Raw genomic sequence first — 22,805 nt, 5'->3', positions numbered from 1 at the left:
CAGGCGAGCCTTACCGCCGCTGGCGCCACTTCGCATCGCGCCACCCGCTGAATGTGCAGCACGCCTGGCGCGAGCTGGAGGACCTGTGGATGCACGGCGAACCGCTGGCCTGAGCGCCGCGCAGCGGGCCCTAGCTTTCCTGCTGCGGCAGCGCGCTGGCTTCGTCCATCTTCCGGTAGACCGTATTGCGCGAGATGCCCAGCGCCTTGGCCGCCGCGGAAATATTGCCGTGGTGCGCCTTGACCGCGGCGATGATGGCCAGCGCCTCGACGTCGGCCAGACGGGTAGGCTGGGCGCGCGGCGCTGCATCCGCGATGCGGGCCGTCTCCGGCGGCGAATCCGGGGCCGCCATCGCGCCGGGCGCGGCATTGGTGGCCTGGCGTGCCTGCCGGTCTTCCAGGAAGTCGTCGGGCAGGTGGTCCTCGGTGATCTCGGGCTCGCCTTCGGCCATCAGCCGGGCGGTGCGCAACAGGTTGCCGAGCTGGCGGATATTGCCGGGCCAGTGATAGCTGCGGAACATCGCCATCACCGACTCCCTGATGCGCGGCACGCCGGCTTCCTGGCCCTCGCGCAGCAGTTTGTTGGCCACCACGTCGAGATCGCTGCGCTCGCGCAATGCCGGCAGCCGCACCACGAGGCCGTTGAGGCGATAGTAAAGATCTTCCCTGAACAGGCCGTTGGCCACCTGCTCGCGCATATTGCGATTGGTGGCGCAGACCACGGAAACGTCGACATGGATCACCTTGCTGCTGCCCAGCGGCGTGACCGCGCGCTCCTGCAGCGCACGCAGCATGCGCGCCTGCAGGTGCAGCGGCATGTCCCCGATTTCGTCGAGGAAGAGGGTGCCGCCGTTGGCCAGCAGCATCTTGCCGATGCCGCCCTTCTTGCGGGCACCGGTAAAGGCGCCTTCTTCATAGCCGAACAGCTCGGATTCGATCAGCGTCTCGGGAATCGAAGCACAGTTGACGGCGATGAACGGCCCGGCATGACGCGGGCTGTCGGCATGAATGGCGCGCGCCAGCAATTCCTTGCCGGTGCCGGTTTCCCCCAGCACCATGACGGGGATATCCTTGCCGATCACCTTGCGCAGCTTGGTGATGACGGACTTGATCTGGGCGTCGCCGGTATCGAGATCGTCCAGGCCGGCGGGCCGCTGGACCGGGGCCGCGGCGGGACGGCGGGCCTGGGAAGGGGATTCGGGCACGCCGTACGCTTCCCGCGCCTGGGCGTTGCCGTTGTCGATGGCGCTGCCCGCCACGGATGCGGCGGACGCCTTCCACTCGATGCGCGCGCTGACCTTGACGCCGCTGGGCAGCGGCAGGCGCACGACGCCGCCGGGCGCCCTGCGCTCGGCATCGAACAGTTGCGACATCGACAGGCCGAACAGCGACGAGAAGGTGTGCGCGTGCAGCGCGCCGACCGATAGCCCAAGCTGGAACTGGGCGCTGCGGTTGGCGGACAGGAAGCGGCCGCCCGGCGTAAAGGAGGCAATGCCCTCCACCAGGGTGCCGATGAATTCCGCGCGCGAGTGGAAGCGCACGCACACCATGTCCTGGAAGGCATTGGCGAACAGCTGGTTCTCGATCATCTGCGCCGACATCCGCACCAGCGCCATGGTGTGCTTGTGGAACCCGCGCTGGTCGCCCGTCACGTCCAGCGCGCCGACCGTCTTGCCGTAGGCGTCGAGAATGGGCATGCAAGAGCAGGTGAGGAAACGGTTGGCCTCCAGGAAGTGCTCCGCGCCATGAACCAGCGTGGCCTTGTTTTCGGCCAGCGCGGTGCCGATGGCGTTGGTGCCGCGGCTGGCTTCCGACCACAGCGCCCCGGGTTGCAGGGCCACCTTGTTGGCCCTGGCCAGGAAATCGTCGTCGCCCAGCGAATGCAGGATCAGGCCGGCCGCATCCGTCAGGATCACCATGCTCTGCGTGTTGACGATCTGGTCATAGAGCGTCTCCATCACCGGCAGCGCGTAGGCGAACAGCGACTGGCTGCGCTCTATCTGGGTTTTCAGCTCACTCTGCAGTACCGGGCAGAAATCCGGCGACTCGTAGGGGCGCAAGCCATATGACTCGGAACGCTGGTGGGCCTGGGCGATCAGGTCCGGCCGGTCTCCCTCCGCCGGGATGCCCGGGGGGGCCGGCATGGCGCCGGGCACATGCAGGCCGGAAGCCGCTTGAAAAGTCATTTCTCTGTCTCCTGTGGATGTCGCCCGCGGTCTGCGCGCGGGTCGTTCCGGGTTCTGGCGTGATCGACATCGCCCCGGAAGTGTTGCGTCATGAAGCAAAACGCTTGCCAGGTTGTTGCATTCCAGGGCACTCGCAGCCGGATGCTGCACTGCACACAACCCGTTTGCGGCGGGCAGGCCCCGTTTATGGCCGGCTTTGCGCTTGGTATGGCTTTTGCGGAAGTCCTCTCCAAAAGATAGTTCAACGACTAACAACTGGAGGTGACACCGATGAAAACAACACGCCGCATGCTTGCCCTGCTCTCTGTCTGCACGCTTCTGGCCGGAGCAATACCCGGGATCGCGTCGGCCCACGGCGACGTCACGCCGCAGGCCGTGGACACCAAGACACTACCGCAACTCGGCGAAGAATGGCGTCCGGACAATCCATACCGCGCCGGCGATGCGCAACAGGAGGCCCTGCGTATCGGTAGTTCGGCCTACAACCAGAACTGCGCGCGCTGCCATGGACTGGAAGCCGTATCGGGCGGCATTGCACCGGACCTGCGCAAGCTCGACGGCGATTGCACGTCGCTGGCCGACGCCAAGAAGAAGCAGGCCTGCATGGGCGAGATCTCGCAATACTTCACTACCACCGTGCGCAAGGGACGCACCCGCGACGGCCGCGTCTACATGCCGCCGTTCGAAGGCGTGCTGAGCCAGGAAGCGGTCTGGGCCATCAAGACCTATCTCGAATCCCGCCGCGAGTGAGGACCGAGGGGCTGTCTGCCGCAAGTGTGCGTTGCGCCGGGCCTGCACCGCGTTGCCGGCCCGGCTCGCAAATAGAACAAAGACCAAGGAGACTTCCCATGCGCGCCTGCCCAGTCCGGGGTGCCGTTCCCACCGTGCCGGTTCCGTCCGTCCCGCCCGCTTCCCGCAGCCTGGCCGCCACCCTGCTGGCGCTCGCCGCGCTATTCTGCGCACAGCCGTCGCTGGCGGATATGGCCAAGATCCGCCAGAGCGGCACGCTGAAGGTCGCGGTCTACAAGAGCCTGCCGCCGTTCTCCACCGCGCCGGGCAGTCCGCTGCCCGGCATCGACGTGGCGCTGGCCAAGGCCCTGAGCAAGCAGATGGGGCTGTCCGTGTCGCTGCTGCCATTCGACGCCGACGAGAATATGTCGGACGACCTGCGCAATATGGTCTGGCGTGGCCACTACCTGGGCTACGGGCCGGCGGACGTGATGCTGCATGTGCCGGTCGACCGCGCGTTCATGCGCGAGAACGACAAGACGCTGATCTTCGCGCCTTATCACCGCGAGACGTTCGTGCTGGTACACGACCGGGAGCGTATTGCAGAGGTCCGCCAGCTAGGGGACCTGGCCGGCCAGCCGACCGGCGCGGAGGCGGGTTCGGCCGGTGCCAATGCCCTGTTGTCGGGGGCCCAGGGCGCGCTGCGCGACAAGGTGAAGATCTATCCCGGGCCGGACGAGACCCTGCACGCCCTGTTCGCGGGCGAGATTGCCGCGGCCCTGGTTACACGCTCGCAATACGAAAGCGCGCTCAAGGCGGCTGGCCAGTCCGCGGCGCGCTTTGCCACGGTGGACCTGGTCTCGCCGCTGTTGCCTCCGCATGGTTGGGCTATCGGTATGGCGGTCAAGGCCGATGAGCGCGAATTGGCGGAGTCGTTGCAGAATGCGTTGGATGCGATCCGGGGGAGCGGGGAGTTGCAGCGGATTTTTGCGCAATACGGGGTGGTGTTGCAGGCGCCGTGAGGTTTTTTCTTGATGGGTTTGTCGGGGTCCATAGGGACCCGATTTGGGTTTGCAGGGGCCTGCCAGCGGCACAGCGCTCAAGGCGCATGGGCAACTACGCACACCCCGGCCAACCCTCAGTGTGCGCAATATCTGCGCATCATCCCATGTGCGCAAGCACGATCAGCGTAAGCGTCACGACGATCGCGCCGCCGATGCGCGTGGCGATCTGCGCGAATGGCATCAGCGTCATCCGGTTGGCCGCCGTCAGGATCGCGACGTCGCCGGTTCCGCCCTGGCCGCTGTGGCATGCGTTCACGATCGCCGTATCGATCGGGTGCATCTTCAGCATGCGCGCAACCACGAAGCCCGTGCCCATCAGCGTGGCCACGGTCGCGACGATCGTCACGATGTTGGCGAGCGTGAACGCGGCGATCAGCTTGTCCCACGGTGTCATCGCCACGCCGATCGCGAACAGCAGAGGATAGGTCACCGCGGTCGAAAAGAACTTGTAGACCACGAAGGCGCCTTCCTGCAGCGGTGGAGACACGGCGCGCGTGATCTTGACCAGCACCGCAAGGAACAGCATGGCGACCGGCGCCGGCAGCCCGAACAGGTTGCGACACATCAGCCCGAGCAGGTACAACGTAATGGCCGTGATCCCCGCCGCCGCGATATGGGTGACGTCGATATGCCCGCGAATCTCCTCCTGGACCGGGTCCATTTCGTCCTCTTCGCCGATTTGCAGGCGCCCTTCGCCGGTGAGGTGCGGAAAACGCTTGCCAAGCTTGTCGAGCACGCCGGACAGGATGATCGCGGTGAGGCTGCCGAGCATTACGGGCGGCAGCACTTGCGCGAACAGTTCGCCCTGAGGCAGATGGAGGATCTCCGAGTACCCGATCGACAGCGGGATCGCACCCTCGCCGACACCGCCCGCCATGATCGGCACCACGATGTAGAAGAACGTATGGTGCGCGCCGAGCCCGAGCGCCGTGCCCACCGCCGTCCCGACGATGCCGGCTGCGATCGAGCCGACCGCGAGTGGAATGAAGATCTTGATGAAGCCCTGTATCAGCACTCTCCGGTCCATGCTGAGAATGCTGCCGACGATGATCGACGCGATGAACAGATACAGGAAGTTGGTCGATTTGGTAAATTCCGTCGTGAGGCTCAGGATCGGCTTGGGCAGCAGGTGATAGTAGGTCAGCGCCGACGGAATGAAGGTCGCGAAGATTGCAGCGGCACCGATATTGCGAATGATCGGCAGGCGTTTTCCGATTTCCGCGCAGGTGAAGCCGAAGAAGGCGAGCACGGCGATCGCCATCGAGATCTCGCCGGGGACCTTACCCGTGACTGCGAAGCCCGCAATCAGCGCGAGCAGGGTCACGTAGACCGGCAGCGGGATGATGCCGATGCGGAATTCCATCAGCTTCCACCAGCCTTCGGGCCAGAAGCGGGGCTTGACCACGGGCTGCTGCGCCTCGGCGGGCGGCAAAGTATGTGAGGTGGTGTGCACGAAGTGTCTCCTTGCGGTTGAAGGCCGATGCTGCACGACAACGAAACTATCCAGCAGCCCGGCCCTTGGTCTGATCATCAGTATGTGTTCGGCGCTCACGCGAAAAATCGTACGTTCGGCTGCGGAGCGCGAGTGTCGAGATTGCGGTCGCGGTGCAAATGGTCGTCGATCTCCGCTGCGCAGCCGATCGTCCGGCCGGACAGGACGACCGTGAAGGCCGCGCTATCGAGCGCCTGGTTGGCGCAGTCGCACGCCCGATATCGCGCCCGCAGCCATACATGCACGCTTCGGACGATCCCCCCCTCTTGCTGCGTCCGCAACAGCGTGCGACAGAATGCGGGGAATACGTCGTACTCGCCCCGGTCGTCGAAAAGCTTGCCAACGAACGCCGCGCGAGGGTCGTGATTCATGCGCGGCGGCAGGCGCCGCCTGCCGGCCCCAACGCAGGTTCAGCCGGGCAAAGCGATGCGCTTCGCCACGGCGTCGGCAAACTCCATCGTGGAGGCCGTGCCCTTGAGGTCGCCGGTTTTCACCTGATCCAGGTTGAGCGTCTGCTCGATGGCCTGGCGCAGCCGTGAGGCCATGTCCTGGCGGCCAACGTGCTCGAGCATCAGGCCGGCGGCGAGCATCAGCGAAATCGGGTTGGCGATGCCCTTGCCCGCAATATCGGGAGCCGAGCCGTGCACCGCTTCGAAGATCGCCGCATGCTCGCCGATATTGGCGCCCGGCGCCATGCCCAGCCCGCCCACCAGACCGGCGATCTGGTCCGACAGAATGTCACCGAACAGATTGGTACAGAGCAGCATGTCGAACTGCCAGGGGTTCAGCACCAGCTGCATGGCGCAGGCGTCGACGATGCGGTCGTCCATGATCACGCGATCGGCGTAGTCCTTGGCCACCTCACGCGCGGCATCGAGGAAGATGCCGGTCAGGGCCTTGAGGATATTGGCTTTATGTACCACCGTGATCTTCTTGCGCCCGTTCCTGACGGCATACTCGAAGGCGAAGCGGGCAATGCGCCGGCACGCGTCGCGCGTGTTGGTGCCGGTGGACACCGCCACCGCATGCGGGTCGTCGCCGACCGGAATGTAGTAGTCATGCGCGACGTAGAAGCCGCCCACGTTCTCGCGCACCAGCACCAAGTCAATATTCTCGAAGCGTCCCGGCACCAGCGTGCGGGCCGGCCGCACATTCGCATAGAGATTGAATGCCTCGCGCAGGCGCACATTGACCGAGCGAAAGCCGCCGCCCACCGGCGTGGTCAGTGGTCCCTTGAGGGCGAGGCCGGTGCGGCGGATGCTGTCCAGCGTCTCTTCCGGCATGGGGTCACCGCTGTGCTCAATGCCGGCCATGCCCGCCTGCCGGACATCCCAGGCAAAGGGGGCGCCAAGCGCCTCCAGCACTCGGATGGTGGCGTTCACCACTTCCGGTCCGATGCCATCGCCGGGGATCAGGGTGACGGGGATCTTTTCGCTTGCACCGTATTCCATCTGTTTTCCTATCACGATGTGAGAGACCGCACCGGCAAGCCATGTGGCGTACGCGATCCTTGGCTACGGCGCGAGCCATGGCAGTCTCCTTGACGTTTGTCGATTGGCCTGTTGGCTTTCTGCTTCCGGAATTTCTGGCTGATCCAGCCAACCACGGGCCAGATTCTACGAAGGGAAGGCTGTCAACTACCTGTCAATGCGGCTGCTGCGTCCTAGGGGTTTACGCGTGGCCAATTTGGCCAGCCGCATACCCGGCTTTCGGCTGTCCGTGCTCTTCGTCATGTCATGCTTTCCAGTCATGATCAGGCTTCACCGGAACTCGATGCGGCCGAAGTCGGTAGGATTCTCCCAATCCCGGGAAATCGAGCATGGGTCGATCAGCCCAGGGTCTGTTCACAATTGTGGGCTGCATAGCGCCGGCTTATGTCCGGGCAATCGCTCCTTGTCTGCGGGTGGCTGGGCTCTTCTTTGCGATACGTCGCGCCCGTGTAGACTCGTGCGAGTTCAATGGAGCACACAAAATGCAACTTCTTGACCACGTGTCTATCGGCGTCCCCGATATTCAGCTAGCGCGTCTCTTTTACGATGCCATCATGACCGCTCTGGGCGCATGCAAGGTCTATGACCGGCCCACCGCACTCGGCTATGGCGAGCGTTGCAATGGGAGCGACACCGAATCAACTTTTCTTGCGGTATATCTGGATCCCGCCGAAGTCGGGACGAGCAAACGGCACTGGTGCTTCAAGGCCATTTCCCGTGAGCATGTAGATGCATTTTTCCACGCCGGACTGTCAGCGGGCGGGCAGTCTGAGGGCGATCCTGGATTGAGGCCGCATTACCATCGTGACTACTACGCGGCCTTTCTAATTGACCCCGCTGGCAATCGGGTCGAGGCCGTCTGTCACGCTGCTCCGTCAGAGAGCAAGTTCTCATGAACTCTCCGATCGTCGATTGACAGCTTGCGGCATTGTCTTGTGCTGCTCATATCGAACGCATCCGAGTCGTAGCCTTTGTCGGCGATGACCGCTCCCGTTCGCAGGTGTTCGACCAGTCCGTCCGCACACGAAATATCGGCGACCTGCCCCTCGGTGACGAGCAGTCGCAAGGGGCGCCCAGCTTCGTCTACGGCCAGATGCAGCTTGGTGCTCAGTCCGCCTCGCGAACGCCCGAGCGCTTGTGGACCGCTTTTTTTCGAGCCCCGGCCGAATGCCGGTGCGCGCGCACGATGGTCGAGCCGATCAGTATCCGCTTGATCCCGGTCTGGTCGGCCACCGCGTGGGCCACACGTTCCCAGGCCTCCTTTGCGCCGCCATCCGGAGAAGCGCATGTACGCGGTATGCCAGCGTCCGAAATCCTTCGGCAAGTCGCGCCACGGGTAACCGATAGAACATCGTGACGTTGTATGAAGGGTTCGCGGGAAGCTACCCGCCCGCCATCCATGCCGGAGATTCGCTGCAGCCCGAGTGCTTCGAATCGTTCTTTTGCAAGGAAATCCAAATATTCAATTGATTTTATCTTCCTTCGGGAGGCCGGGTTCGATCGGTAGGATGAACGTCATCGCCGATCGTCCGGCGTGGGCATAGCGGCCGCGCCGGATGATGGGATAAACGTCTTCCATACAAATTGCATCGCGAGGGAATATGAGATTTTTTCTGATTTCTTATTACAGGAACAGGAATATTGCCGTTTTGAGATGACGATCGTTCTTTCAAAGGTCTCAAAATCATTCGATTCGTCCAGCGGGCGCGTCGTCGCCGTCGATAACGTCGACCTTGCCGTAGCGGCTGGACAGATCTACGGCATCGTTGGCTACAGCGGGGCAGGCAAGAGCACCCTGATCCGCCTCCTGAATGGACTGGAGACCCCGACTTCCGGCTCCATCGTGGTCGCCGGCAAGGATATCGCCAAGGCGAGCGGCGCGGCATTGCGCCAGGCGCGGCTCGGTATCGGCATGGTGTTCCAGCACTTCAACCTGCTGTGGTCCCGCACCGTAAGCGAGAACATTGCATTCTCGATGCAGATCGCCGGCGTGGCGAAGTCACGTATCACGGAGCGCGTTGCCGAACTGGTCAGCCTGGTCGGCTTGCAAGGCCGGGAGGATGCTTATCCGGCCCAGTTGAGCGGAGGCCAGAAGCAGCGCGTCGGCATTGCGCGCGCGCTCGCCAACAGCCCGGCTGTCCTGTTGTGCGACGAGGCCACCTCGGCCCTGGATCCGCAAACCACGGACGCCATTCTCGATCTGCTGCTGGATATCAACCGCAGGCTCAATCTGACCATCGTGCTGATCACCCATGAAATGCATGTGGTGCGCAAAATCTGCCACCGCGTCGCGGTCATGGAGAATGGCCGCGTGGTCGAGGAGGGGCCGGTCCTGGACGTCTTCGCCAGGCCTGTGCAAGCGATTACCCAGCGCTTTGCCGGCCAGGTGTCCGATGTCGCGGGCGGGGAGGATACGTTCGATCCATCGCTGGCCTCACACCTCCCCGGCGCGATCGTCAAGCTGACATTGGCCGGGGGCCAGACCCGCCAGGCCGTGATTTCCGAAGCGATTCAGCGCTACGGTGCTGCTATCAGCTTCCTGCACGGAAAGATAACGCAGACGCGTAGCGGGGCCTTCGGTGAACTCTACCTCCGCGTGGAGAGCGGGCCGCAGCAGCTGGAAGACCTGCTGAAGCTGATCGGGGAGCGCGATATCGCAGCGGAGGTGATCCGGCATGCTTGAAGCCCTGTTCCCGCACCTGCAGCCAGGGCAACTGCTGGATGCTGCCTGCGAGACGCTCTATATGACCGCCCTGGCCGGGCTTGCAACCTTCCTGCTGGGATTGGCGCTCGGGGTCATCCTCTTCCTGACCGCCAGGGGGCAGTTGCTGGAGAGCCGTCCGGTGTATGCGCTCATCTCGGTTCTCGTCAATGTCTTCCGCTCGGTTCCCTTCATCATCCTGATCGTACTGCTGATCCCGTTCACCAAGTCGTTGATCGGCACCATCCTGGGAGCGGATGCAGCGCTGCCGGCCCTGATTGTCGGTGCCGCCCCGTTCTACGCCAGGCTGGTCGAGATCGGCCTGCGCGAAGTGGACAAGGGCGTGATCGAAGCCGCGCGTTCGATGGGCGCGAATACCTCCACCATCATTCTCCGGGTATTGCTGCCGGAGTCCTCGCCGGCACTGATTTCCGGCATCACCGTCACCCTGATCGCGCTGGTGAGCTATACCGCGATGGCGGGGGCCATCGGCGCCGGCGGGCTCGGAAACCTGGCCTATCTGGAAGGCTTTCAGCGCAACCACAACGATGTGACGCTGGTGGCAACGCTGGTGATCCTGGCCATCGTCTTCGCGGTCCAGTTCATCGGCGACATGCTTACCTCGATACTCGACAAACGATAACTTCAAAGGAAAAACATAATGAAGAAGCAAATCCTGATGCTGGCCCTGGTATCGGCAGCCGCGCTTGGCCTGGCCTCTTTCTCCGCCACCGCCAAGGATATCCAGCTGGTGGTCGGCGCCTCGAATGTGCCGCATGCCGATACTGGAGCAGGCCAGGCCGATCCTGGCGAAAGAAGGGATCGATCTGAAGATCCGGCGCTTCCAGGACTACATCCTGCCCAACACCGCGCTGGCCAGCGGCGATATCGAAGCCAACTACTTTCAACATGTGCCCTATCTGAGGAGCGTGCTCAAGGACCATGCCGATGACAAGAGCTATACCTTCGTCAGCGCGGGCGCGATCCATATCGAGCCGATCGGAATCTACTCGAAGAAATACAAGAGCCTGAAGGACCTGCCGAAGAACGGCAGGATCATCATGCGCGATGCGCAGGCGGAGGAGGGCCGTATTCTCGCCATCTTCGAAAGAGAGGGCGTCATCAAGCTGAAGCCGGGCGTGAACAAGGTGGACGCGCGCATTGCCGACGTGGTGGAGAACCCGAGGAGCCTGAAATTCCTGGCCAACGTGGAGGGGCCGCTGCTGCCGCAGATGTTCAATAACGGGGAGGGCGATGCGGTCGTGATCAACGCCAACTATGCCATCGACGCCGGCCTGAACCCGACCAAGGACCCGATTGCCGTGGAAAGCGGTGAGAACAACCCCTATGCCAACATCATCACGGTACAGAAGCGCGACCTGAACAAGCCCGAGATCAAGGCCCTGGTCAGCGCGCTGCATTCCAGGGAGGTGCAGGATTTCATCCGCAGGAAGTATAAGGGCGCGGTGATTCCGGTCAGCCAGTAGGCCGGTGGGCCGGCAAGCCATGCGCCGGGCGGTGCCGCTGCTGGCCGGCGAGCCGATGTGCTCATCGCTCGCCGGGGTCACCCGCGCGGATGCGGTCCCTCCCATGCCGCCATGAGCAGCCCGTCTTAGGAAATGCGTTTTTATTCGTTCTCAATCCGCCGGCGTCATTTCATAGTGGAGGCGTGATGGCTATAGGCGGTTGCCGTCAGCCACAAACCGTGCATCCGGCAGGGGCCGGCGACGGGCCGGCCAGGCTCAGCCACAGGCGCGGACAACATGCTGCAAGGAGAGCGTTTCATGACGACTGCATTGGAAGACAAGATCAAGCATCCCGTGCTGGAAGCCGCGCGCGGCGTAGCACGTTCCTCGGGCCTGCCATATGCCGGCCGCGTGACGCCGCAGCAGGCCTATGCGCTGGTCAGTGCCGGCGATGCGGTACTGGTCGACGTGCGCACCGTGGAAGAGCGCAAGTTCGTGGGCTATGTGCCCGACACGCTGCACGTGCCCTGGGCTACCGGCACCAGCCTGACCCGCAACCCGCGCTTCGTGCGCGAGCTGGAAGCCAGGGCCGGCAGGGACGCGGTGCTGCTGCTGCTGTGCCGCAGCGGCAACCGTTCCGCGCTGGCCGCGGAAGCCGCAACCAAGGCCGGGCTGCAGCATGTGTTCAACGTGCTGGAAGGGTTCGAGGGCGAGATCGACGAGCGCCGGCGGCGCGGCCAGAACGGCGGCTGGCGCTTTCATGACCTGCCCTGGATCCAGGACTAGGCGCGGCGCGCGCAACCGATAGCGGATACGCACAAAAAAGAACAAACCGCGCGAGCCAGCGCGGCCAACGCGGCCAACACAAGAATGGGGAGTGTCACTATGGCTGACTTCGGGATCGGCGGGATCGTGCTCGCCTTGCAGCAGGTGCGCCAGCAGTGGCGGGAAGGCCAGCAGCGCTTGCTGGAGCCGGGCGGGCGCGACCTGCCCTCGCGCGATGCGCTGGCGCAGGTGGTGGCTACGCTCAAAGGCGTGCTGTTCCCCATGCGGCTGGGGCCGCCCGATCTGCGCCAGGAGAGCGAGAACCTCTATATCGCCCATTCGCTCGATGCGGCGCTGCACGGGCTGCTGGCCCAGGCCCGGCTGGAACTGCACTATGCCGCGCGCCACGCCGAGCGCGACGAGGCCGCGCTGCGGGCCCGGCCGCTGGCGGTGGTGCGGGAGTTCGCTGCCGAGTTGCCGCGTATCCGCGGGCTGCTCGACAGCGATGTCCTGGCCGCTTTCCATGGCGATCCCGCCGCGGGCAGCGTGGACGAGGTGCTGCTGTGCTATCCCGGCATCCTGGCGATGATCCACCACCGTATCGCCCATGCGCTCTACGGCCTTGGCCTGCCGCTGCTGGCGCGCATCGTGGCCGAGCTGGCGCATGCCGAGACCGGCATCGATATCCATCCCGGCGCGCGCATCGGCGCAGGCTTCTTTATCGATCACGGCACCGGCGTGGTGATCGGCGAAACCACCATCATCGGCGAGCGCGTGCGCCTGTACCAGGCGGTCACGCTTGGCGCCAAGCGCTTCCCGCGCGATGCCACGGGGCAGTTGGAGAAGGGGTTGCTGCGGCATCCCATCGTCGAGGACGATGTGGTGATCTATGCCGGCGCCACCATCCTGGGGCGGGTCACGCTGGGCCGTGGCGCCGTGATCGGCGGCAATGTCTGGGTGACGCAGGACGTGGCGCCCGGCGCCCATGTCACGCAGGCCGTGTCGCGCAACGAGACCGCGCCGGCGCCGCCCGCGGACAGGCGCCAGGCCATCGAGGCGACCCTGTCATGACCGACCTCGTGCGAACCCTGGGCGCCGCCGTGCGCCAGCTGCGCGAGGCGCATTGCTGGTCGCAGGAAGCGCTGGCGGAGCATGCGGGACTCAACCGCTCGTATATCGGCGAGATCGAGCGCGGCAGCGCGATTGCCTCGATCGTCACGGTGGAGAAGCTGGCCGGGGCGCTGGGCGTACCGATCTCCTGGCTGTTGCGGGCCGGCGGCGCGCCGGCATCGCCGCGCGATGCCGGGACCGTCGGTACACGGCCGTAGCACCTTCCCGCAGCTTTGCCGCAGATCCCTGCGCATTGCCGTCTATAGCATGTTGAACGGTCCGGGCCGCCTCCCGATAATCGCCGCGGTAATAACGATTCCTGTTTTTCTCATATAGCTAACGGAGCAGCACATGTCGGTAACTGTGAGCGGCCAGACGGCGCTCGGCGATAACGCAGCACGGCAACTAGCCAATGCCACCAAGACCATTCCCCAGCTTGCCACCATCACGCCGCGCTGGCTGACGCATTTCCTGCAGTGGGTGCCGGTGGAAGCCGGCATCTACCGGCTGAACAAGGTGCAGGACCCGGAATCGGTCAAGGTGGCCTGCACCCAGCGCGACGACGAAGGCAAGCTGCCCCGCACCTTCGTCAACTATGAAGAGCAGCCGCGCGAGTATTTCCTGAATGCCGTCAGCACCGTGCTGGATGTGCATACCCGCGTGTCGGACCTGTACAGCAGCCCGCACGATCAGATCAAGGAACAGCTCCATCTCACCATCGAGACCATCAAGGAGCATCAGGAAGGCGAGCTGATCAACAACCCGGACTACGGCCTGCTGGCCAACGTGGCCGACGAGCAGCGCATCTTCCCGCTGACCGGCGCGCCCACGCCGGACGACCTGGACGAGTTGCTGAGCAAGGTGTGGAAGGAGCCCGCCTTCTTCCTGGCCCACCCGCTGGCGATCGCCGCCTTCGGCCGCGAATGCACGCGCCGTGGCGTGCCGCCGCCGACGGTCAGCCTGTTCGGCTCGCAGTTCCTCACCTGGCGCGGCATCCCGCTGATCCCGTCGGACAAGGTGCCGGTGGCCGACGGCAAGAGCAAGATCCTGCTGCTGCGCGTGGGCGACAAGCGCCAGGGCGTGGTCGGCCTGTTCCAGCCGGGCGTGGCGGGCGAGCAGGGCCCGGGCCTGTCGGTGCGCTTCATGGGCATCAACGACCAGGCCATCGCCTCGTACCTGATCTCGCTGTACTGCTCGCTGGCCGTGCATGCGCCGGATGCGCTGGCGGTTCTCGATGACGTGGAGATCGGCAAGTACCATGACTATCCTGACACCTACAAGTAATCCGGTGCCGGCCGACCCCTCGGCAGCGCTGCCGGGCGCCCCCGCGCTGCCGCCCGGCCTGCCCGATCCGGCCGCGCTGGCGCGCCTGGCGGGGCTGTTCTTGTCGGCGCTGCCGGGGACGTCGCCGGCAGCCGCGCAGTCGCTGCCGGTGGTGAACAATCCGGCGCCGCCGGGTACGCCGGTGGCGGGCCCTGGCGGCACCGGCACCGGCGTACCCGGAGCGGCGATCCCGCAGGGCCATGTGCCCGGCGCCAATCTGCTGCCGGCCGCGCCCACGCACGTGCTGTCGCTGCCCAACCGGGCGCCCGCGCTGCGGCCCACCGCCGTGGCGCAGAATGGCCTGCCCGATACGGTCGCCACGGTGGCGCCCGCGCTGGAGAGCCGCTTCGGCGGCCAGACGCTGGGTGTGCCGCACGCGGCGGCGCCTTCGCCCCACACGCCGGCTGCGCCTGCCTACTACTTCCTGGAGGGTGCGGGCCGCGACCTGCACGGCGGCCCGGCGGGACTGCGCGAGATCGCCACGTTCGGGGATCCGCTCTCGCTGCAGTTGCCGCAGCAGGGGCAGGGGGCGTACGGCCATGGCCACGCGGGCCCGGAAGCGCTGCCGCGGGCATTGTCTCCGGCAGGGGTGCCATTCGACGTCAACGCCATCCGGCGCGATTTCCCGATCCTGCAGGAGCGGGTCAATGGCCGCCAACTGGTGTGGTTCGACAATGCCGCCACCACCCACAAGCCGCAGTCGGTGATCGACCGGATCTCGTACTTCTATGCGCACGAGAACTCCAACATCCACCGCGCCGCCCATGCTCTGGCCGGGCGCGCCACGGATGCCTACGAGGCCGCGCGCAGCAAGGTGCAGCGTTTTATCGGCGCCGCCTCGCCCGACGAGATCATCTTCGTGCGCGGCACCACCGAGGCCATCAACCTGATCGCCAAGACCTGGGGCGCGCAGAACGTGGGCGAGGGCGACGAGATCATCGTCTCGCACCTGGAGCACCACGCCAATATCGTGCCGTGGCAGCAGCTTGCCGCGCAGACCGGGGCGAAGCTGCGGGTCATTCCGGTGGACGATGCCGGGCAGGTGCTGCTGGATGAATACCGCCGGCTGCTCAACGACCGCACCCGGATCGTCGCGGTGACCCAGGTCTCGAACGCGCTGGGCACCGTGGTGCCGGTCAAGGAGATCGTCGACCTGGCCCACCGGGCCGGCGCCCGCGCGCTGGTGGACGGCGCACAGTCGGTCTCGCATATGCGGGTGGACGTGCAGGCGATCGATGCCGACTTCTTCGTGTTCTCGGGCCATAAGGTATTCGGGCCCACCGGCATCGGCGTGGTCTACGGCAAGCGCGAGCTGCTGGAGGACATGCCGCCCTGGCAGGGCGGTGGCAATATGATTGCCGACGTGACCTTCGAGCGCACGGTGTTCCAGCCGCCGCCCAACCGCTTCGAAGCCGGCACCGGCAATATTGCCGATGCGGTAGGGCTGGGCGCCGCGCTGGACTACGTGGAGCGGGTGGGCATGGAGAACATCGCGCGCTACGAGCACGACCTGCTGGCGTACGCGACCCACCTGTTGCAGCCCATTCCGGGTGTGCGGCTGGTCGGCACGGCGCGCGACAAGGCCAGTGTGCTGTCCTTCGTGCTCAAGGGCTATGAAACCGGGGAAGTCGGCCGTGCGCTCAACGAGGAAGGCATCGCGGTGCGCTCGGGGCATCACTGCGCCCAGCCCATTCTGCGGCGCTTCGGGGTGGAGGCCACGGTGAGGCCGTCGCTGGCCTTCTACAACACCACGGACGAGGTGGACCAGCTGATTTCGGTGGTCAGGCGGCTTTCCGGGCGACGCTAGGTGGGAAACGCGGGGTGCAAAGGCAAAGATACCCGCACAAATGGGGCATGAATTGGCACGCGCCCTGCGTTTTCTCCTAAAATCCGCTATCTTCTCACCTTGATCGGCGCGCCTTCCTGCCTTCGGACCGGAGCCGCCTTGTTGAACGCAACCGGCAAGCTATCGCCCAGCCACTGGCATCAGGCCCACCGTCGCCGGCGCTATACAGCGCGTTTCGCGCTTTTTTATGAGCAATCTCAACCAGCAAGCCATCCTCTCCGTCCATCACTGGACCGACACGCTCTTCAGCTTCACCTGCACCCGCGACCCCGGCTTCCGTTTCGAAAACGGCCAGTTCGCCATGGTTGGCCTGGAAGTGAATGGCCGTCCACTCCTGCGTGCCTACAGCATCGCCAGCGCCAACTACGAGGAAACGCTCGAGTTCTTCAGCATCAAGGTGCCTGACGGCCCGCTGACTTCCCGCCTGCAGCACTTGAAGGAAGGCGACCAGATCTTCGTTGGCAAGAAGCCCACCGGCACGCTGCTGGTCGACAACCTGCTGCCGGGCAAGACCCTGTGGCTGCTGGCGACCGGTACCGGCCTGGCCCCGTTCCTGTCGATCATCCGCGACCCGGAAGTGTATGAGCGCTATGACAAGGTCGTGCTGACCCACACCTGTCGCTATGTCGAGGAACTGGCCTACCGCGAGCTGATCTCGGAGCACCTGCCGCAGCACGAGCACCTGGGCGACCTGATCCGTGAAAAGCTGGTTTATTTCCCCACCGTCACCCGCGAGGAGTTCGACAACAAGGGCCGCATCACCGACCTGATCGCCTCTGGCGAATTGTTCGAGCGCCTGGACGTGGCACCGTTCTCGCTGGAGAACGACCGCATCATGCTGTGCGGCAGCCCGGATATGCTCAAGGACATCCGCGCCATGCTGACCGAGCAGGCGTTCACGGAAGGCAATATGAGCGAGCCGGGGCATTTTGTGCTTGAAAAGGCATTTGTAGGCTGAGTGCCGCACGGGCCTGCTACCTTCGGGACCCGGCCAGGCCCGCTTGAAAGCCCGGTTGTGCCGCAGTCCCGCGCGCTTGGCAAGGCGCACGGCCGCGGCGCCATGCCGGCCTTCCGCATGCCTGCGAACGGCTCCGCCCAGGAGCCGTTTTGTGTTTCTGGCCTTCCGAGGCTTTCCGGTTTTTTCCCGCCTTTCTAGTCCTGCTGACGGGACATCGCCCAGACATAGAGACCGAAGCTGGCCAGGAACACGCCGGCCAGATGCGCCCACGCCGGCGCCGTGCCAAGCGCCAGCCAGAGCCCGGCCGTGCCGGCCATGGCCCCTGCCAACCCTTTCCATCGTCCGGCCTGCGATAGCCGCCTGTGGGCGCCGTCGGGCCTGGTGCCGCTTCCCAAACCTGCGCCCGGCTCCGGCAGCGTAAGCGCTGAAAGCACATCGGTTTCGCCGAAGCCGCGCGTTGCCTGCGCTGCCTGGCCGGCATCGATGGCCGGGGTGATGAAGTGCTCGGGGTGGTTCATGCTGCGCCGGCGCCGCCATGGCGCTTTTCGATGGTCCGGCCCCAGCTTAGAGCGGGCGCCACGCCGCGCGAACGAAGAAAATCCGCTATCGATATGCGGTGGGCGAGGCGTGCCGGCAGCGTCCGGCGCGGGCCGCCCGTGCCGCCCGTGCCGGTATCAGGCCCGCTGCAAGGCTGCCCGCAGCGCTTCGCCCAGGCGCGCCAGCGGGCGCGACAGCCGGCTCGCCGGCGTGTGATGCACCAGCCAGGCCGTGACGCGCGGCGTGAAATCCTCGGCTTCGACGACCCGCAGCGCGTCCCGCCATGCGCTGTGGGCCAGCGCGGAAGGCGTCGCCAGCCCGATGCCGAGCCCGCGCGCCACCAGCGAAAGCCGCAGTTCCGTGCTGTGCGCTTCGATGCCGATGCGCAAGGGTAGCCGCTGCGCGCTCAGGCGCTGGCGGATGGCGCTGCGGAAGCCGCAGCCGTCCTGGTTGAGGATCCACGGGTAGGCGGCCAGATCGCGCAGGGCGGCGGCCGGTGGCAGGGCCAGGTCCCTGGCCGCCACCAGCAGGATGTCCTGCATGCCCAGATCCTCCGCTTCCAGGCCATCAGGCGGGGCCGTGCCTTCGGGCAGGCAGAAGGCCGCCGCATCGATCTCGCCGCGGCGGCATTGCTCGGCCATGGCCGCCGGCCACCCGGTGGTGATGCGCTGGACCAGGGCGGGGAACTCGCGGTGGAGCTGGTCGATCGGCTCGGCCAGCGCGATCTCCGAGAGGTAGGGCGTGATGCCAAGGCGGAATTCGCCGCCCACCTCGGCGTCGGCCGAGAGGCCGGCGCGCAGGTCGTCGATGGCGCGTAACACCCGGCGGCCGTGCGCGTAGGTTTCGCGCCCGGCGGTGGTGGGCCGCAAAGGCTTGGACTGGCGGTCGAGCAGCACCGTGCCCAGCAGTTCCTCCAGGCTCTGTATGCGGCGGGTGATGCCGGGCTGGGTAAGGTGCAGGCGCGATGCGGCGCCGACGATGGAGCCCGTTTCCACGACGGCCAGGAAGGCCTCCAGGTCATGCAGGTTCATACTCATCTCGCATATTAACCATGATGCATATTCAATGGATAGATTATATTTACTACGCATATAATCGCCAATCCCGAGCTTGCCGGTGCGCGATGCCCGCCGCGCCAGCCGCATCCCTACAAGGAGTTGGCGCATGACAACACTGGTGAACGCCACCATTCCCCGCACCCTCGATCGCCTGGTCGAGCGCTTCAGCGCCAGCCCGGCAACCCGTATCGAGGCGTGGCTGTTCGAGGACGAAGCGGCACGCCGCACGGCCGAGCGCCGGCTTGCCGCGGCCGGCACGCAGGCGCGGCTGCGCAGCGCCTATAAGCCGTTGCTGCATTTCTTCCTTGAGGAGGTGGCGGCGGCGCGGCCCCGGCGCGTGGCGATCCGCACGCCGGCCGGGGATGCCCGGCGCTTCCGCCTGGAAGCCTATCCACTGGCCGGCCTGCTGGCCGACACCGAACTGGTGTTCACGGCGGGCGACGAACCACTGCACGGCTATGTCGAGATCGATGGCGAGGCGCAGCGCGTCTTCGTGCCGCATCGCGCCGACGGTTCCATCTGCGGCTGGCTGCGGGTCTGGCAGGACGGGCAATGGATCGAGGACGGGCCCCTGCAGACCGATTTCGAGGCCGCTTACGCCGTGGCGATGGATGCGGTGCGCGCCCACACCTGGTCCAGGTCAACACCGTATTTCGATACGCTGGAGATCGACATTGCCACCGGCGGCATCGAGCGCCGCCTGCCTTACCATGACGAGTGCATCAGCACCCGCGAAGCGCTGCACGAGGACCTTTACTTCTCGGTGCTCGCCTTCTTCCAGCGCCGCGCGGGCGTGCCGGATGGCGACCGTACCCTGCAGCCGGGCCAGATCGTGCCGCGCCTGCGCGCCGCCGAGGGGCCCACGCAGGTGCGCGTGGCGCTGCTGTCCCATCCCGCCGTCACGCCGGAAAGTGGCCGGGCGCCCGCGCTGGAGAGCCTGGACCGCCCGCTTGCGCCCGGCGAGGTGGAGCGGGAAATGGAGGCCCTGGCCGCGGCTGGCGGTACGCGTTTCGGCGTGCCGACCGCGCAGGGGCGGCAGGTGCTGGGCCTCCATGTGGCAGGCGCCTTGCCCGGACTGGTGGTGACAGGCGGGCAGCATGCCAACGAGACTTCCGGGGTGGTCGGCGCGCTGCGCGCGGCCCGGGCGCTGGCGCAGCGCGCCGGCGCGCACTTCGCGGTGATCGCCTCGGAAAATCCCGATGGCTCGGCACTGCATCTGGCCCTGCGCGAGGACAATCCGCGCCATATGCTGCACGCCGCGCGCTACTCGGCGCTGGGCGACGATCTCGAAGCCCGCGCCGCGCCGCCATACGGCGAGAAGGCGGCCCGCCTGGAGGCCATCGAGCGCACCGGCGCCCGCCTGCACCTGAGCCTCCACGGCTACCCGGCGCATGAATGGACGCGTCCGCTCAACGGTTATATCCCGCAAGGCTTCGAGCAGTGGACCATCCCGAAGGGCTTCTTCCTCATCCTGCGCCACCATGCCGGCCTCAATGGCATGGCCTTCCTGCAGGCGCTCACGGCCGAACTGGCCAGCGATCCCAAGCTCGCCGCATTCAACGCGCGCTGCCTGGCGACCTGGCACGCGCACTATGGCGAGATGCCGCTACCGGTGCTGCATGGCATTCCGTGCATGGTGATGGAAGACCATCGCTCCACGGTGCCGTTCACGCTGGTACCGGAGTTCCCCGACCAGACCGTCTATGGGGATGCCTTCCGGCTGGCGCACACCACGCAGATGCGCACCGTGCTGGCGGCGGCGGAGCTTTATTGGCGAGGGTTGCTGGATGGGGAGGCCGTTCTGGCCTGACCAGAACCGGTCTGGATCGGCGGCCAGTGCTACATCGGCCAACTGGTCGACTGGTTCGGCGGCTATTCCGCCAAAGACGGATTGTTCGCGCAACTCTGGCTGCGCAAGCCGGAGGAGGGCGGGCAGGCGCAATCGTATTCCGTGCGCGGTATCCGCACCGCCGTCGCGGGCGGGGCCGAGATCTCGACCGGCAGGGTGGAAAGCGACAACGGCATGTAGCAACCTGAAGCCACCCGCGCGCCAGCGGGAAGCGGGGTGCAGGCATGGCGCGGCCGCAGCGCCATGCAGAGCCGTGCCCGGGGGGTGGCATACATGTGATGTATAGTATGCTTCGCGGCTCGCCCGGAAGACCTGGATCGAGAAACCCTGCGTTTGAATGAATAGAGAGAGATTAGAGAGAGATGAAAAAGAAGATTTCTGCATTCCTGATGGCTGCAAGCATGACCGCGCTCTCCGCTCCGGCGCATGCACAAGCAGACCCGGCTGCGCTCAAGGGAATGTATGACATGTCCCGCAACGTCGCCGGCCTCACCAGCTACTGTGTGGGAAAGGGCTTCCTGAAGGAGGATAGCGTCAGGAACGCCAGGAAGATGGTGGGTCTGATCGCCGCGATCCCGGGCGTAGACACAAGCGGGGGCGACGCCAGCGAGGCCATAGGTCTGCGCGGTAAGGTGCAGATGGCTGACGGCAAGGAAGAAGGGATTGAAAGCAGCAAGCTTGGCGCCAAGCAGTGGTGCAAGGAAGCGGCACAAGGCGTGTCGAACGGCTTGAAGAGCGCTGCCGCCGGCTAGTCGCGCTGCCGCGGAATATAGCCTTGCGCTGTCCGAACCGGCGCCATCGGCAAGATGGCGCCGGTTCCGTGCCAGCCGCGCCGCACCGGCATACCGTTGAACCGGTCCACGATGTCCCCCGATGAAGGCGGCGTTTTGGCATGGGCAAGCGTGACGGGCAGGGAGGCCGGCGCGATCGGTGCATGGCGTGTGGCGGAGGCGGCAGGTTTAACCGCTGCGGCGGGCAGCCCTGCAAATCCGCATATCGACCCTCGTTCTTATTCCTTAAGGATCGGACCGGCGCGGCGTATGTTCATGTCTTGTCAGTGCGGTGCCGGGCTTGATGGCACCGCAGCCTTGGCAAAACCAGGCACAAACCAGGGACAGGAGCCTACGATGAGCGTCGAGATCATTGGCATGATCCAGAGCCAGAAACAGTCGGAGATCCATCCGGCCAGCGGACCGGTGGTGGATCGCGACTATGTGCGCGTCTTTGCGCAAGCGCATGAGAACGCCGGCTTCGACCGCGTGCTGGTGCCGCATCACTCCACCGGCCCGTCGGCCACGCTCACCATCTCCTATGCGGCCGCGGTGACGGAGCGCGTGCATTTCATGCTGGCCCATCGCCCGGGTTTTACCGCGCCGACGCTGGCGGCCAGGCAGATCGCCTCGCTCGACCAGTTCAGCGGTGGCCGGCTTGGCGTGCACTTCATCTCCGGCGGTTCGGACCCGGAGCAGCAGCGCGACGGCGATTTCCTTGGGCACGATGATCGCTACGGGCGCACCGACGAGTACCTGGGCATCCTGCGCCGTATCTGGACCGAGGAAAAACCGTTCGATCACGAAGGCAGGCACTACCGTTTCAGGCAGGGTTTTTCCGAGGTCAAACCCGTGCAGCAGCCGCATGTGCCGATCTTCTTCGGCGGTGCGTCGGAGGCGGCGATCGATGTGGCCGGCCGCCACGCCGATGTCTATGCGCTGTGGGGCGAATCGCTCGAGCAGGTGCGCGACATCACCACGCGCGTGCGCGCCGAAGCGGCCCGGAACGGCCGGCAGGTGCGCTTCTCGGTCTCGTTCCGGCCGATCCTGGCCGAAACGGAAACGCTGGCGTGGGCGCGCGCGGACGGCATCCTGGCGCAGACGCGCCGCCTGCGCGATGCCGCTGGCCTGGGGCAGGGCGGACCCCAGCAAAGCGAAGGCGCGCGCCGCCTGCTGGCCGCCGCCGAGCAGGGGCCGCGCGTGGACAAGCGCCTCTGGACGGAGCTCGCCAGGCTGACCGGCGCGCGCTCCAACTCCACCGCGCTGGTGGGCACGCCGGAGCAGGTGGCCGATGCGCTGCTAGATTACTACGATCTCGGCGTGACCACCTTCCTGATCCGCGGCTTCGATCCGCTGGAAGATGCCGTGGACTATGGCCGCGAGCTGATCCCGCGCGTGCGGGCGCTGGTGGCGCAGCGCGAAGCGGCGGCGGGTGCCGGCCGCAAGGCAGCCTGAAGGGGAT

Annotated in this window: 23 protein-coding genes; 16 read left to right on the top strand and 7 right to left on the bottom strand. The window is 65.7% G+C overall.

What is annotated here, in order from left to right:
- Nucleotides 1-130: 130 nt before the first annotated feature.
- Nucleotides 131-2,185, bottom strand: a complete 2,055-nt coding sequence (locus tag P3W85_RS03140) for a sigma-54-dependent Fis family transcriptional regulator (RefSeq protein WP_430869482.1) — start codon at nucleotides 2,183-2,185, stop codon at nucleotides 131-133.
- A gap of 270 nt (nucleotides 2,186-2,455) precedes the next feature.
- Here P3W85_RS03140 and pedF point away from each other — a divergent pair, with 270 nt between their 5' ends.
- Nucleotides 2,456-2,935 carry a cytochrome c-550 PedF gene (gene pedF, locus P3W85_RS03135; protein ID WP_035813471.1) on the top strand — a complete coding sequence of 160 codons (480 nt, stop codon included), beginning with the start codon at nucleotides 2,456-2,458 and terminating at the stop codon, nucleotides 2,933-2,935.
- A gap of 98 nt (nucleotides 2,936-3,033) precedes the next feature.
- Nucleotides 3,034-3,936: a substrate-binding periplasmic protein gene (locus tag P3W85_RS03130; RefSeq protein WP_276263685.1), complete on the top strand. Its 903-nt coding sequence runs from the start codon at nucleotides 3,034-3,036 to the stop codon at nucleotides 3,934-3,936.
- 139 nt (nucleotides 3,937-4,075) lie between these two features.
- On the opposite strand, the gene P3W85_RS03125 is transcribed toward P3W85_RS03130, so the two are convergent.
- The 3 genes from P3W85_RS03125 to P3W85_RS03115 form a co-directional block, all read right to left on the bottom strand.
- Nucleotides 4,076-5,431, bottom strand: coding sequence for a 2-hydroxycarboxylate transporter family protein (locus tag P3W85_RS03125; protein WP_035813473.1), 1,356 nt, complete (start codon nucleotides 5,429-5,431; stop codon nucleotides 4,076-4,078).
- Nucleotides 5,432-5,526: 95 nt separating this feature from the next.
- The gene (locus P3W85_RS03120; RefSeq protein WP_276263683.1) at nucleotides 5,527-5,841 is read right to left on the bottom strand and encodes a hypothetical protein; all 315 of its coding nucleotides are present in this window, start codon (nucleotides 5,839-5,841) and stop codon (nucleotides 5,527-5,529) included.
- Between the two features lie 39 nt (nucleotides 5,842-5,880).
- Complete coding sequence (locus P3W85_RS03115; RefSeq protein ID WP_276263682.1) at nucleotides 5,881-6,921, bottom strand: isocitrate/isopropylmalate dehydrogenase family protein; 1,041 nt, start codon at nucleotides 6,919-6,921, stop codon at nucleotides 5,881-5,883.
- A gap of 521 nt (nucleotides 6,922-7,442) precedes the next feature.
- Here P3W85_RS03115 and P3W85_RS03110 point away from each other — a divergent pair.
- Nucleotides 7,443-7,856, top strand: coding sequence for a VOC family protein (locus P3W85_RS03110; RefSeq protein ID WP_276263681.1), 414 nt, complete (start codon nucleotides 7,443-7,445; stop codon nucleotides 7,854-7,856).
- Here P3W85_RS03110 and P3W85_RS03105 read toward each other — a convergent pair.
- A complete protein-coding gene (locus P3W85_RS03105; RefSeq protein WP_430869483.1) occupies nucleotides 7,823-8,305 on the bottom strand; it encodes an IS5 family transposase in 483 nt (160 codons plus the stop codon). The genes P3W85_RS03110 and P3W85_RS03105 overlap by 34 nt on opposite strands.
- 189 nt (nucleotides 8,306-8,494) lie before the next feature.
- On the opposite strand from P3W85_RS03105, the gene P3W85_RS03100 reads away from it, so the two are divergent.
- From P3W85_RS03100 to P3W85_RS03060, 9 genes are all read left to right on the top strand, one after another.
- Nucleotides 8,495-9,643 carry a methionine ABC transporter ATP-binding protein gene (locus tag P3W85_RS03100; RefSeq protein ID WP_276263680.1) on the top strand — a complete coding sequence of 383 codons (1,149 nt, stop codon included), beginning with the start codon at nucleotides 8,495-8,497 and terminating at the stop codon, nucleotides 9,641-9,643.
- Entirely contained in the window at nucleotides 9,636-10,304 is a 669-nt protein-coding gene (locus P3W85_RS03095) for a methionine ABC transporter permease (RefSeq protein WP_276263679.1), read from the top strand. The genes P3W85_RS03100 and P3W85_RS03095 overlap by 8 nt, the downstream gene beginning before the upstream one ends.
- A 133-nt stretch (nucleotides 10,305-10,437) precedes the next feature.
- Entirely contained in the window at nucleotides 10,438-11,148 is a 711-nt protein-coding gene (locus P3W85_RS03090) for a MetQ/NlpA family ABC transporter substrate-binding protein (protein ID WP_276263678.1), read from the top strand.
- A 297-nt stretch (nucleotides 11,149-11,445) separates the two neighbouring features.
- Nucleotides 11,446-11,913, top strand: coding sequence for a rhodanese-like domain-containing protein (locus P3W85_RS03085; protein ID WP_017228240.1), 468 nt, complete (start codon nucleotides 11,446-11,448; stop codon nucleotides 11,911-11,913).
- A gap of 99 nt (nucleotides 11,914-12,012) precedes the next feature.
- Nucleotides 12,013-12,963: a serine O-acetyltransferase EpsC gene (gene epsC, locus P3W85_RS03080; protein ID WP_276263677.1), complete on the top strand. Its 951-nt coding sequence runs from the start codon at nucleotides 12,013-12,015 to the stop codon at nucleotides 12,961-12,963.
- Nucleotides 12,960-13,220, top strand: coding sequence for a helix-turn-helix domain-containing protein (locus P3W85_RS03075; RefSeq protein WP_017228242.1), 261 nt, complete (start codon nucleotides 12,960-12,962; stop codon nucleotides 13,218-13,220). Before epsC ends, P3W85_RS03075 begins: the two co-directional genes overlap by 4 nt.
- Nucleotides 13,221-13,353: 133 nt before the next feature.
- Nucleotides 13,354-14,286 carry a family 2A encapsulin nanocompartment shell protein gene (locus P3W85_RS03070; protein ID WP_276263676.1) on the top strand — a complete coding sequence of 311 codons (933 nt, stop codon included), beginning with the start codon at nucleotides 13,354-13,356 and terminating at the stop codon, nucleotides 14,284-14,286.
- Nucleotides 14,261-16,132, top strand: coding sequence for a family 2A encapsulin nanocompartment cargo protein cysteine desulfurase (locus P3W85_RS03065; RefSeq protein WP_276263675.1), 1,872 nt, complete (start codon nucleotides 14,261-14,263; stop codon nucleotides 16,130-16,132). Before P3W85_RS03070 ends, P3W85_RS03065 begins: the two co-directional genes overlap by 26 nt.
- A gap of 226 nt (nucleotides 16,133-16,358) precedes the next feature.
- Complete coding sequence (locus tag P3W85_RS03060) at nucleotides 16,359-17,129, top strand: ferredoxin--NADP reductase (protein WP_017225833.1); 771 nt, start codon at nucleotides 16,359-16,361, stop codon at nucleotides 17,127-17,129.
- 194 nt (nucleotides 17,130-17,323) lie between these two features.
- Here P3W85_RS03060 and P3W85_RS03055 read toward each other — a convergent pair whose 3' ends face one another.
- Both P3W85_RS03055 and P3W85_RS03050 read right to left on the bottom strand, forming a co-directional pair.
- Nucleotides 17,324-17,647, bottom strand: coding sequence for a hypothetical protein (locus P3W85_RS03055; protein WP_276263674.1), 324 nt, complete (start codon nucleotides 17,645-17,647; stop codon nucleotides 17,324-17,326).
- A 156-nt stretch (nucleotides 17,648-17,803) separates the two neighbouring features.
- Entirely contained in the window at nucleotides 17,804-18,697 is an 894-nt protein-coding gene (locus P3W85_RS03050; protein WP_276263673.1) for a LysR family transcriptional regulator, read from the bottom strand.
- A gap of 133 nt (nucleotides 18,698-18,830) precedes the next feature.
- Here P3W85_RS03050 and P3W85_RS03045 point away from each other — a divergent pair, with 133 nt between their 5' ends.
- The 4 genes from P3W85_RS03045 to P3W85_RS03030 all read left to right on the top strand — a co-directional run bounded on the left by P3W85_RS03045 (nucleotide 18,831) and on the right by P3W85_RS03030 (nucleotide 22,798).
- Entirely contained in the window at nucleotides 18,831-20,534 is a 1,704-nt protein-coding gene (locus P3W85_RS03045) for a hypothetical protein (RefSeq protein WP_276263672.1), read from the top strand.
- An 81-nt stretch (nucleotides 20,535-20,615) separates the two neighbouring features.
- Nucleotides 20,616-20,753, top strand: a complete 138-nt coding sequence (locus tag P3W85_RS03040) for a hypothetical protein (protein ID WP_276263671.1) — start codon at nucleotides 20,616-20,618, stop codon at nucleotides 20,751-20,753.
- Nucleotides 20,754-20,935: 182 nt separating this feature from the next.
- Nucleotides 20,936-21,325, top strand: a complete 390-nt coding sequence (locus P3W85_RS03035; RefSeq protein ID WP_017226335.1) for a hypothetical protein — start codon at nucleotides 20,936-20,938, stop codon at nucleotides 21,323-21,325.
- 375 nt (nucleotides 21,326-21,700) lie between these two features.
- Nucleotides 21,701-22,798 carry an LLM class flavin-dependent oxidoreductase gene (locus tag P3W85_RS03030; protein ID WP_276263670.1) on the top strand — a complete coding sequence of 366 codons (1,098 nt, stop codon included), beginning with the start codon at nucleotides 21,701-21,703 and terminating at the stop codon, nucleotides 22,796-22,798.
- The last annotated feature ends 7 nt before the right edge of the window (nucleotides 22,799-22,805 follow it).

Source organism: Cupriavidus basilensis, from assembly GCF_029335485.1.
Taxonomy (GTDB): domain Bacteria; phylum Pseudomonadota; class Gammaproteobacteria; order Burkholderiales; family Burkholderiaceae; genus Cupriavidus; species Cupriavidus basilensis_E.
The sequence above is the reverse complement of the archived record's forward strand: the minus strand, read 5'-3'. Positions and strand labels throughout refer to the sequence as shown.